11 protein-coding genes are annotated in these 11,865 nt (G+C 44.3%); 2 read left to right on the top strand and 9 right to left on the bottom strand.

From position 1 onward, the window contains the following. Together ACIPZC_RS18540 and ACIPZC_RS18535 are read left to right on the top strand one after the other, a co-directional pair. A partial coding sequence (locus ACIPZC_RS18540) for a transposase domain-containing protein (protein ID WP_400628666.1) occupies window positions 1-289 on the top strand: 289 nt, incomplete at its 5' end. A gap of 65 nt (window positions 290-354) precedes the next feature. Beyond that, window positions 355-615 carry a DUF6429 family protein gene (locus tag ACIPZC_RS18535; protein WP_400628664.1) on the top strand — a complete coding sequence of 87 codons (261 nt, stop codon included), beginning with the start codon at window positions 355-357 and terminating at the stop codon, window positions 613-615. A 750-nt stretch (window positions 616-1,365) separates the two neighbouring features. Here ACIPZC_RS18535 and ACIPZC_RS18530 read toward each other — a convergent pair. The 9 genes from ACIPZC_RS18530 to ACIPZC_RS18490 all read right to left on the bottom strand — a co-directional run bounded on the left by ACIPZC_RS18530 (window position 1,366) and on the right by ACIPZC_RS18490 (window position 11,857). Beyond that, entirely contained in the window at window positions 1,366-3,354 is a 1,989-nt protein-coding gene (locus tag ACIPZC_RS18530; protein WP_400628662.1) for a polysaccharide biosynthesis protein, read from the bottom strand. A 100-nt stretch (window positions 3,355-3,454) separates the two neighbouring features. Beyond that, a complete protein-coding gene (locus tag ACIPZC_RS18525; RefSeq protein ID WP_400628660.1) occupies window positions 3,455-4,048 on the bottom strand; it encodes a sugar transferase in 594 nt (197 codons plus the stop codon). Beyond that, window positions 4,041-5,201 (bottom strand): DegT/DnrJ/EryC1/StrS family aminotransferase, encoded by a 1,161-nt coding sequence (locus tag ACIPZC_RS18520; protein ID WP_400628658.1) that lies wholly within the window; start codon window positions 5,199-5,201, stop codon window positions 4,041-4,043. The genes ACIPZC_RS18525 and ACIPZC_RS18520 overlap by 8 nt, the downstream gene beginning before the upstream one ends. 3 nt (window positions 5,202-5,204) lie before the next feature. Beyond that, window positions 5,205-5,837: a GNAT family N-acetyltransferase gene (locus tag ACIPZC_RS18515; protein ID WP_400628656.1), complete on the bottom strand. Its 633-nt coding sequence runs from the start codon at window positions 5,835-5,837 to the stop codon at window positions 5,205-5,207. Continuing rightward, complete coding sequence (locus ACIPZC_RS18510; RefSeq protein WP_400628673.1) at window positions 5,827-7,020, bottom strand: glycosyltransferase family 4 protein; 1,194 nt, start codon at window positions 7,018-7,020, stop codon at window positions 5,827-5,829. The genes ACIPZC_RS18515 and ACIPZC_RS18510 overlap by 11 nt, the downstream gene beginning before the upstream one ends. A gap of 53 nt (window positions 7,021-7,073) precedes the next feature. Then, on the bottom strand, window positions 7,074-8,483 hold the full coding sequence (locus ACIPZC_RS18505) for a mannose-1-phosphate guanylyltransferase/mannose-6-phosphate isomerase (protein WP_400628654.1): 1,410 nt from the start codon (window positions 8,481-8,483) through the stop codon (window positions 7,074-7,076). Between the two features lie 139 nt (window positions 8,484-8,622). Continuing rightward, window positions 8,623-9,600: a GDP-L-fucose synthase family protein gene (locus ACIPZC_RS18500; protein ID WP_400628652.1), complete on the bottom strand. Its 978-nt coding sequence runs from the start codon at window positions 9,598-9,600 to the stop codon at window positions 8,623-8,625. Window positions 9,601-9,602: 2 nt separating this feature from the next. After that, complete coding sequence (gmd, locus tag ACIPZC_RS18495; protein ID WP_400628650.1) at window positions 9,603-10,721, bottom strand: GDP-mannose 4,6-dehydratase; 1,119 nt, start codon at window positions 10,719-10,721, stop codon at window positions 9,603-9,605. Window positions 10,722-10,798: 77 nt separating this feature from the next. Then, window positions 10,799-11,857, bottom strand: coding sequence for an EpsG family protein (locus tag ACIPZC_RS18490; RefSeq protein ID WP_400628648.1), 1,059 nt, complete (start codon window positions 11,855-11,857; stop codon window positions 10,799-10,801). Window positions 11,858-11,865 lie beyond the last annotated feature (8 nt).

The following is an 11,865-nucleotide window of genomic DNA, read 5'->3' as shown; positions in this document are numbered from 1 at the left end:
GGCGCATCATGCAGGGCTGGCTCCAGAAGGAAATCGGGAGCACAGCATCGGGCATCAGGTAAGCGCTTTGAATGTGGGGTTCATGGAGCACTTACGGTTGTTCAGTGACACGCCCAAAGGTGCCACTGCCAGCGCACAACTTTACAGCTTGGTAGAAACGGCCAAAGCCAACGGCCAAGAACCCTATGCGTGGCTGCGCCACGCACTGGAACGCCTGCCGCAGGCGTGCGTAGTGGAAGACTACGAAGCGCTGCTGCCGTGGAATTGCACGCCTAAAATACATAGCTAGGTGCTTTACCCATCGTGGGTCAGGTGAGGCCTACGAAGTCTTTGAAGAACAAGAGCGGAGTAACCATGGACTACGACGATAGATTGATTGAAGACGCAGTGCTTGCCCTGTTGGCAGCCTATAGCTCCGACAAAGGTAACGCGTGGAAAGGATTCGACTTCGAGATCATGAATCGACTGCATGAACAGGGTTTCATCAGTGATCCAGTTAACAGAAACAAATCCATCTGGTTGACGACTGAGGGAATGGAGCGAGGCCGGCAGCTAGCAGACCAATTGTTCGGGTTAAGGACTAAAGCGGGGCAGATACCCGACTCGAATACCTGACTTTCCCCCATGTAACGGGTGGGGTTTATGGATCGCTTACAATTGAACAGGGGGGCATCCGTATATAAAAAAGCACGTTCACGTACTCTAGCTGCCGTTTGCTCACCTGGTTTGGATGTTCGATCAGAGCCTGCGCCAGAGTCCTGCGGCATTCGATCTCGCGCTTGGCCTTGTAGAGCGTACTGGACACGACGACTAGGTAAACCTTTTCAACTTTGCTGTCGGGACAGATCATGGCGGACTGGCTCCAGAAAGAAATCGGGAGCGCAGCATCGTGCTTCAAGTAGTCGCTGGAATGTGGGTTTCATGGAGCAGATACGTCTGATGCATCACGGCATTGAGCTTTCCTTCCTGGTTCTTGGTTGAACTGCGAGCGTGAATAGCGCAGGCCCTAGCTCATGCTTCTCCAGTAAGTGCCGGAAGTTCGTGATCGGGGTGCCTTCGGGGATCCGCACGCTGAACACATGACGCGTGAACTGGCGCATGGACGTGATTTCATAAAGCGCTCCAACATGGTTTCCAGCTTGGAGGATTCCACCCGGCGCCGGCCTTGGGATTGAACAGCATGTTAACCCAAGCAGGACGGTCCAGCTCACGAACTGATCTAACTCGAGACGCAACCTTTCGCAGCATATTTGCTTGGCCTTGCCAGAAAATTCGAAATCGGAAAAGCTCATCTGGATAATCGAAGGCTCGAATTAAGTGGGTAGGTGCATTTTAAGTGCGTTTGAGGCTTTGCGCGGAGTTTCCTCAGGGGTCTTGCCGACGCTTTTGATATACCCAATCAACTATCTCGCCCTCAGGGGAATAGCCGCTAACAAGTTCACGAAGGTGCTGACGCACTCGCGTAAAATCTTCTTCGTAGACTGCCACCATCAATATTGACAACTGATCCTTGAGGCGCTCCCACCCCATATAGTCTTCATTAGCAGTCATAATCATTGGATGCTGTGTAAGTGAGACATTGTCTCCAATTAGAAGCTCTTCATAAAGCTTTTCGCCCGGGCGGAGACCTGTAAATTCTATAGCAATATCTCCATGCGGGTTTTTCTCTGACTTTATGCTGAGGCCAGACAAATGAATCATTTTTTCAGCTAAGGCTGCAATTCGCACGGGTTCGCCCATGTCAAGAACGAACACATCTCCGCCTCGCCCTAAAGATCCTGCTTGGATTACTAGCTGAGCAGCCTCTGGAATAGTCATAAAGTAACGGGTTATTTTGGGGTGAGTTACAGTAAGAGGCCCACCAGAGCTTATTTGCTTATGAAATAAAGGTATTACCGAACCAGAAGAACCTAATACATTCCCAAATCGAACCATAGTGAATCGAGTATTATTACTATGCGAGCTGTTGCCTTTGCACCCGTAAAAAGAAAGAGAAGATTCTTTGCTCAACGCTTGCAGTGTCATCTCGGCTAACCGCTTTGTACTGCCCATCACATTGGTAGGCCGGACCGCCTTATCCGTTGAAACCAACACAAAATTTGAAACACTCGCTTGTACAGCAGCTTGAGCGGCACACAAAGTACCCATTAAGTTATTATGGATTCCTTCTGCGATATTATGTTCCACCATGGGTACATGTTTATACGCGGCGGCGTGATAAACTGTATCAACCTTCCACCTGCTCATCAGATCAAACATTTGTTTCTGATTTCTGACTGATCCTAAGAACGGAACGACCTCAATGGGCAGCGACACACTAGCTACCCTCCGCTCAAGCTCGCCTAGTATGCTGTATAGATTAAATTCGCTATGATCCAGCAACAAAATGGCTTTGGGTCTTAATGTTATAATTTGTCGGCACAATTCTGAGCCAATCGATCCACCAGCACCAGTAACCATAACCACACAACCATCAATACAGCGTGCCAACAAATCACATTGTGCTGGCACGGGGTCACGGCCAAGTAAATCAGCGATATCCACCTCCTGAATATCATCAACCTTTACACGTCCGCTTGCCAGATCCATGAAGCCCGGAATACTTCTAACGTGAATAGAGTAATTCTCTAGGTAACCGAGAATTTCCCGGCGACGAGCTCTGCTACAAGAAGGAATGGCTAGTAGAATCTCCTCAGCGCCAGTTATATCTATCATGCTCTGTATGTCATCACCACGAAATACTTGAAGCCCAGAGATGACCCTACCTGAAACACCTTCATCATCATCTATGAAGGCGACGGGCCTCATTACTCTGCCCATACGTAATGCGTTGAGGAGTTGGTTTCCTGCAGCGCCGGCACCATAAATAGCCACTGGAGGAAGAGTTTTACCCTTACCTCCAAACGGAAGGTGTAATCCTATCGCGTACCAATCTCCTAAAAAAAATTGTCGCATGAACAATCGAAGGCCACCGACAAACATCAAACTAAGCCACCAATAATTAAAGACTAACGACCTAGGAACTGTTTCGGGAGCATCTCTATACCAATATACAGCCAGGGCAAGAAATAGAGCCGCAAGAGATACAGCCTTTGCAATAGCCCATAAGGCGTCATTACCCAAATAACGCATAACGGCCCGATACATTCCAAAGCGCACAAACAAAGGCACCGAGAGCAAAGGTGCAACAACGAACAACCAAGCATATGGACCAAACGGATTGACAAGATTATCAACCCCAAGACGGACAACAAACGCCAACCATAATGCTGCCCATATCAAAAAAATATCCGCAACAACTTGCAGGATACGTTTTGAGTTACGACTCATCCCCAGCAACTTAGCCTGAAGCATTACCCCTCCCAGCTTCATAACCCTGAAAACAATGTGCTATTGTAGAATCGAAGTTTCTACGAACGGCAACACACAACAATATAGACCAAAACCCTAACGCCTATCTTGAAAAAACCTTTACAATAGTAGCGAGGATAATTTGAAGATCAAGAAAAAAGGTCTGCCTAGAAACATAGTCTAAATAATAATTTTGCTTGATAGGCAAAATTATATCAATATATGCTTGGCGCGGATCTGCATACTTGGATAGTATTTCATTCTCATCAACCATCTCTATAGCCGCACGATCTGTTATGCCTGGGCGGATCGATAAGACCTGCTGCCTAACGTTCACTGGGTAACAGTTTATAAATTCTTGAACCTCAGGGCGTGGGCCAACTAGGCTCATTTTTCCACGGAGTACATCGATAAGTTGCGGCAACTCATCTAATTTATACTTTCGCAAAAACCTGCCCGACTTAGTAACTCGAGAGTCATTACCAACGGTTAGCCGCCCTGCCTTCTCAGAATCAACCCTCATAGTTCTAAACTTATGAATATTGAATGTTTTGCCGAAGCGCCCAACTCTTGTCTGCCGAAAAAAAACGGGGCCTGTAGAATCAAGCTTTATCCAGATAGCAAGAGCAATAAAGACCGGAGAAAGAAATAACAATCCGACGAGTGAAGCGAACACATCAAACATACGTTTAAGCATTTGCAATTACCTGCTTGACAGCCGAAACAACTCTCTCAAGATCAGAATTATCCATCTTTGTATACAATGGTATCGAGCAGACCTGTTCAAAAATATGCTGAGAGACTGGATAATCAGAACTATTTAAATTACAGCTGTCACGCCAGTAGGGTTGCAAATGCAAAGGAATAAAATGGACAGAACAACCAATACCGAGGTCAGACATTTTTACGATAAAATCGTCACGAGAGATACCAGCTTCAGGCAATAACCTGATGGTATATAAATGACGAGCATGCATATCTCCATCGGGAGCACCTACTGGAAGCAATACGGGCAAGTTAGACAATTCGTTATTATAATACTGCGCCATGGCCTCTCGTTTTTCTTGAAACGCTGGCAACCGCTTTAGTTGATGTATACCTATCGCTGCGGCTAGGTCACTCATATTATATTTGAAACCAGGGGCGACCACCTCGTAGAACCAAGATGGTGTCTTAGAAGTGTATCGGTCAAATGCATCACGGCTAATACCATGAAGCCTCATAACTCTGCAACGCTTAGCGAGTTCGTGACACTGTGTTACCACCATTCCTCCCTCACCCGTTGTCATCGTTTTATTTGCATAAAAACTGAACACAGTGATATCGGAAGCTAGCGTACCTATCTTCTGCCCTTCAAAGGTTGTGGGTAAAGCGTGCGCCGCATCTTCTACAACCTTCAGATTATGTTTTTTGGCGATTTTTAGAATCGAGCGCATGTCACAACTCAACCCTGCAAAATGCACTGGAACAATAGCCTTGGTACGTGGCGTAATGGATTTTTCTATTTCAGTGGGAGAGATATTTAAAGTCGCATCCAGAACATCAACGAATATAGGTTGCGCTCCTAAGTAGCGAACCACCTCTGCCGTTGCAGTAAATGTGTAGGTAGGGACAATCACTTCGTCGCCAGGTCCAACACCTATAGCCTCCAAAGCAAGGTGAAGCCCAGCAGTTGCGGAGTTAACAGCAATACTTTCTACATTCCCGCCTATGAAACATGAAAAATCGTTTTCAAACTGCTTTGCTTTAGGTCCTGTAGTAACCCAACCGGAGCGAAGTGTATCAACAACCTCATTTATCTCATCCTCACCGATTTCTGGCAATGCAAAAGGTAGAAAATTATTAGACATATATTAACCCTTAAAAAACTTAATATAACGATTCATTAGACGGCCTCCAGATTTTTTCAGGACGGAATTTAACTCATAACCATTTTTGACATAGAATAAGTTGACCGCATCGTTATGATCCTTGTCAGTAAGTAAAAAAACAGCATTCAATTTTCTATCCGCCGCCCAACCCTCAGCATATTTGAGCATCTCCCGTCCAACCCCTAAACCCTGAGCGTCAGGAGATACACAAATGGAGGCTATTAGGCCCGCATCGGAAAACTCTGGATCGTGATCTGCGTCTCCTCTATAAAATACAGCTGAGAACAACTTCTTAGCTACAGTCAATGTATTTTTTAAAAGACTAGGGATAGCATAAACAGCGAATCTCAGCCCATTAGCGCGAAAAATAGACTTGTAAAAATAAGCCGGCTTGGATATTACAACTATCGAACCAATAATTTCAACTTCGCCATCAGTCTCGCGAAATGACGCAAAACAGGCACAATCCTCTGCTTCAATGTAAGATTTATAAAGCAAATTCAAAAAGCGCTCCCCTAGTGAGCTGAGAAAAAATCCTGGGAAAGCCCTAACATGCAATTTAGATAACGCCGTTAAATGCTCAAGCCTAGGGGAAACTAGACGCTCAACTCTCACAGGCAGCCCCCAAAATTCTATTAATGTTTTCTAAAGCATTTTTATCAGAATAGCAATTTTCGGCATAATTTCTCCCCTGTACCCCCATCTCATTACGGATCGCAGTAGAGAACGCAACTAATTCGTTTAAACTCTCTGCCACCTTCCTCGGGTCTCTATTGGAAGCCACGACACCAGCCCGAGCTTTTGTCAATTCTGCTGCCGACTCACTCCGACTGTCCGCCATAAGGAATATAGGCCGCGAAGAAAGCATATAAGTGATTAACTTTGACGGTACCGATGCAAATTCTTGCCCCTGGGCCGTGGGCAATATTAAAATGTCTGCAGAACAAAGCACGTCCGAAGTCAGCTCAGACTTCCAGGGACTAACAAAATAAATACGCTGCTCTTGCGGGCTACCCTGAAGCTGTTTCTTTAATTCGTGCAGCAATGAACCCTCGCCTGCCAACAGGAACTTTACGCGCTCATCTATATATTGAAGAGATTTAAAAAACTCGTCCAAGCCGGACGCCACTCCGATGTTTCCCCCATAAACACAAAGAATGTCTTCTGAGTCTAAATCAAGCTTTAATAATTTATTTAAGTTTGATCTTGCTATAATTTTATCAATGACCACCACCACATCGCTCTTTACCCAGTTCCTTAGAACGGTGACTTGGGAAGGATCAATACCTCTGGAGAGATATGATTTTTTAAACCCGTCGGAAATCACAAGCAGATGATCGCATTGTTTGGCTATGATCGAGTCCATAGCATACAGGGATCGATATAATAAACTTTGATTTGAGATACGATTTTGAACCGCGAGTGATTCCGGGTAGAGATCTTGAATACTAGCAACTAACCTGATTTTTCGAAGCCTACAGGCCAGGGTAATCAAACCCAAAGAAAATATTGGCCAAACATTAGCATAGACGACATCAACTTTCCGACGAGTTAGCAAGAATAAAAAAATAGAGAAACCAAAAGATATGTTCTCAACAAAACGGGAAGCAAACGTAGACTTTTTTGAAGATATAGCGAAAAGTCTTTTAACATCAAATGGGAATGTAAGCTCTGAAAGATACTTTGGACCTGTAGTGGTTCCAATATTTCTACTGGGTCGAGGACAAGCGACCACAACCTCATGCCCTACATCATGAAGATACGTAGCCACATCTACACTAGTCCTCGCACTTACCACCGGCTCGGGAGGAAAAACACAACTAGCAACTATAATTTTCAATTTATTAGTACTCAGCTACGGCCGTAGCGATCTTCAAATCTAACTATATCATCTTCCCCTAAATATGAACCTGATTGGACTTCAATCAGCTCTAGAGGGATAACGCCGGGATTTTCCAATGCGTGAATCTGGCCTACTGGAATATAAGTCGATTGATTTTCTGTGACTAAATACGTCTTCTCACCATTTGTAACCTTAGCTGTGCCACTGACAACTATCCAATGCTCAGCTCGATGGTGATGCATTTGCACAGAGAGCTTGGCGCCGGGATTAACCATGATGCGTTTAACTTGATAGCGCTCACCTGCGTCTATGCAATCGTAAATCCCCCAGGGCCTGTAGACCTCTCTATGAGAGACAGATTCATTGCGATTCGAAGCTCTCAGCTTCTCTACGATCGTTTTGACGGATTGCACTTCAGATTTGTGGGCGACCAACAAAGCATCTTTTGTATCAATAACAATAAGATCTCTTACGCCAACGGTTGCTACAAGCCGGCTTGTAGCATGTATATAGGAGCCTGACGTGTTATTGGCTAACACATCGCCCTTACAGGCATTACCTTCCGAATCTTTTTCAGCTATATCCCATAACGCAGACCAAGATCCGACGTCATTCCACCCTGCATTTAAAGCAACCATCGCCGCATGATCAGTTTTTTCCATAACGGCATAGTCAATAGAAATACTAGGACAAGAATTAAACTCATGCTCGTCAACACGAGTGAAATGTAAATCATCCGCCCCACCGTTTAAAGCACGCATACAGCACGATAACACATTTGGTGCATGTTTCTGCAACTCTTCTAAATAACGCTTTGCACGAAACATAAACATTCCGCTATTCCAGAGAAACTCTCCGCTTTGTACATATTTATTGGCAGTTTCAAGATCAGGCTTTTCGACAAACCTCTTTACAGTAACTCCTCCTCCGCAAAGCGCTTCCCCCTTCTGTATATAGCCATAACCAGTCTCGGGCCTATCAGGCACAATACCAAATGTTACCAGTTTACCTTTAAGCGCTATATCATAGGCATCCCTAACTGCCAATTGAAACGCATCAGAATTGCGGATTACGTGATCGGCGGCCAGAACTAGTAGAACTGGATCGTCTCCTTTTTCACAAAGTCTCAGAGCAGCCAAAGCAATTGCAGGAGCAGTGTTACGACCCACCGGTTCAAGTATGATATTTGAAGTATCGTATCCCATGACACGCATTTGTTCAGCGGCAAGGAATCGATGCTCTTCATTACAGATTAGTACAGGTGGGGAGATGTCTAATCCGTCTAAACGTTTAACAGTGGCTTGAAGCATCGAATAATTGTCATTCGAAAGGGTCAAAAACTGCTTTGGAAACCGCTCTCGGGATAGGGGCCACAGCCGAGAACCACTGCCGCCAGCCATAATAATCGGAAAGAGCATGTCGCCCCCTGTTAATATCAATCGGAATGAAAAAAACTAGATATTATCTTACTACAGTTGCAGCAAGTAAATTCTACTGAATATGATGTAGTGCCGAATGTAAAAACGGCACCGACCGCATACAACGCAGGACAGACCGCTAAGAACATCTAGCCGTAGGCAAGTTCTCAACATACCAACTGTATGCCTCAGCAAGTCCAGCCTCCAAGTTTATGGATGCTTGCCACCCTAAATTTTTGAGCCTAGAGACATCCAGTAGCTTACGAGGCGCTCCATCAGGTTTACTTCGGTCAAAAACTAATTTTCCAGCAAACCCGGAAACCTTCGCAACAATTTCGGCCAATTCCTTAATAGAGCAATCAACCCCAGTACCCACATTAATGTGAGACTGCATGGGCAAGGTATTAGCCTGATACGCTTGATGTTCAAGTTCCATTACATATACGGAGGCTGATGCCATATCATCAACATGCAGGAATTCTCGCCTCGGGCTCCCACTCCCCCAAATAACAACCTCTTCCTCACCAGTAGTGATTGCTTCATGAAAGCGTCGTAGCAATGCAGGTATGACATGGCTGTTACTTTGATGGAAGTTATCATGCGGACCATATAGATTAGTAGGCATTACACTTCTATAGTCTCTACCATACTGCCGATTATAACTTTCACACAATTTAATTCCTGCAATTTTTGCAATGGCATAGGGTTCGTTTGTCGGCTCTAATTGCCCCGTCAATAGTGCGTCTTCTGACATAGGTTGCGGGGCCTGTTTTGGATAAATACACGAGGAGCCAAGGAACAAAAGGCTCTGCACATCGTTAGAGTGAGCCGCGTGTATAACATTTGCCTCTATTAGCAAATTATTGTAAATGAAATCAGCTGGATATTCGTTATTAGCATGAATCCCACCAACCTTTGCCGCTGCTAAGTAGACTTGATCAATTTTACGCGATGAGAAAAATGAGTTGACACTCGCCTGACTGGTTAAATCAAGATCTTGTTTTTCAGCATGAATTATATTCGAATACCCTTTTGCCTTGAGATGCCTAACTATCGCAGAACCAACCATACCTTGATGGCCAGCGACAAACACAACATCACGCAACGAAGAAGTCATAATCAATTCTCTACCGAAACAGGAACATCATGCCCATGGAGTTTTAGTAACGCGTGCCGTTGAGCAATTTTCAAATCCTCACTCACCATTTCAGCGCACATTTCCTGAACAGTAATTTCAGGAGTCCAACCTAATTTATTTTTTGCCAAGGATGGATCGCCAAGCAACGTTTCTACTTCGGCAGGACGGAAATAACGAGGATCAACTCTTACTATTACATCGCCAACCTCTAATGCAGGCGCAGCGTCACCACTGATATTTTCTACAACTACGACCTCATCAATTCCAACACCTTCGAAGCGAACAGTAATTCCCAATTCAGCTGCAGACCACCGAATGAAATCTCTTACCGAGTACTGGACACCAGTAGCGATTACAAAGTCTTCCGCCTCATCTTGTTGCAGCATCATCCATTGCATACGGACGTAATCTTTGGCATGCCCCCAATCACGTAGCGCATCCATATTTCCCATATAGAGGCACTGCTCCAGCCCCTGAGCAATATTTGCTAAGCCTCTTGTAATCTTGCGAGTTACGAATGTTTCACCGCGGCGGGGAGATTCATGGTTAAAAAGTATACCATTACATGCGTACATCCCATAAGATTCGCGGTAGTTCACCGTAATCCAATATGCGTACAGCTTTGCTACCGCATAAGGAGATCTTGGGTAGAACGGCGTAGTTTCCTTCTGCGGTATTTCTTGCACCAGCCCATATAACTCAGACGTGGAGGCTTGATAAAACCGAGTTTTTTTCTCAAGCCCAAGCAGCCTAATCGCCTCTAGTATACGCAATGTTCCCATAGCATCGACATCGGCAGTGTATTCCGGGGACTCGAAGCTTACAGCGACATGGGACTGAGCCCCCAAATTGTAAACTTCATCGGGCTGAACCTCCTTAATTATTCTTGTCAGGTTAGAGGAGTCACTTAAGTCTCCATAGTGAAGAATAAATTTTTGATTATCGATGTGCGGATCTTGATATATATGATCAATGCGTTGGGTATTGAAGGAAGAGGCTCGTCGCTTGATACCGTGAACTTCGTAACCCTTTTCGAGAAGAAACTCTGCCAGATAAGATCCATCCTGCCCTGTGACACCGGTGATCAACGCTTTCTTCATTTTCTCTCTCCAGCTAGCCTGCAAAGGCGTCAATAAGCTTTTTGGTCGTGAACAAGGCTCTCATCAGTAATGTAAGCCTAAAAAATAGTTTTATAATAAACCTCATTACCCGAAAAGAAAACCATAACCACAAAATAAATCAGGCTGAAAGCAAATATAAATGATTTGGTCAATATTTGAGGTCTGACGTGTGCTAACAAGGGTACCGTAAACACAGATGAGAATAAAAAGATGTCGCTTATTCTATAGGCCACGACCGGGATCTGAGCGAACATACAAAAGAACAAAATCCCAAACCCATGCAAATGGACAAGCGCTATATGACCAAGATTTTTGATACGTTTATAACCTGAGATCATGAGTAGGTATGCTATTACATGCATTCCAAGCCTATTAAATACGTTAATACGAGTCAAAACACCATCATCCAACACTTCTAAGTAATAATTTAGCTTTCCCGTAAAGTCCAAGTTAGAAATGAGTCTAATGGCGTCTTTAGCGCCTATCCCGAGGTAAAAGCATACGATTAAAGCTGCCGATAGGATTAAATAGCTAAGTATAGCGAGATAGCTATACCTGCTGTTTGCAAGCCAGTAGGCAACTAAAGAAACCAAAAAACACAAGGAGCTGTAATGGAATAACATCGCCAGGGCAACTCCTGCTATTATCCATATTGAATTAGCACGCTCAAGCGATAAAAAAAAACAAAGATATAGGATTCCCACCGCCACGCCAACGCGGATATGAGCAAACTCAAATTGAAAATAGTAAAAAGAAAAATAAATAAGCAAACTTACAAGCGAAAACTCAGCATAATTCTTAAAGACATAAGACTTTATACCAACGCCTAAAGCAGCAAAAGCAATAAAAAGCATTAGATGGCTGCCGGTTAACACCTCGGAAGCCTTAGCTAAAAAGTAAAATCCAGGCTCAACGGGCAAACCAAAACTAAACTTATCTACAGATATCATCAAACTATAATAGTTTATATAGTTATAATAGTCGTCCGAAACCTCCGGCGATCGAATAGCAGCCAACACTATCAGCATAAACGAAAGTAAAACTAACCACCCCCCTGAATTCAACCTGCCAAATGAAATCAGCCTTATTAACACATAGAAAAATGTGTAAATCAAAATAGTTA

Origin of the sequence: Pseudomonas sp. NPDC089743, assembly GCF_044748785.1 — a bacterium.
In the GTDB taxonomy this organism is placed as follows: domain Bacteria; phylum Pseudomonadota; class Gammaproteobacteria; order Pseudomonadales; family Pseudomonadaceae; genus Aquipseudomonas; species Aquipseudomonas putida_X.
Note: the sequence above shows the minus strand (reverse complement) of the source record. Positions and strands in the feature narration are given on the sequence as shown.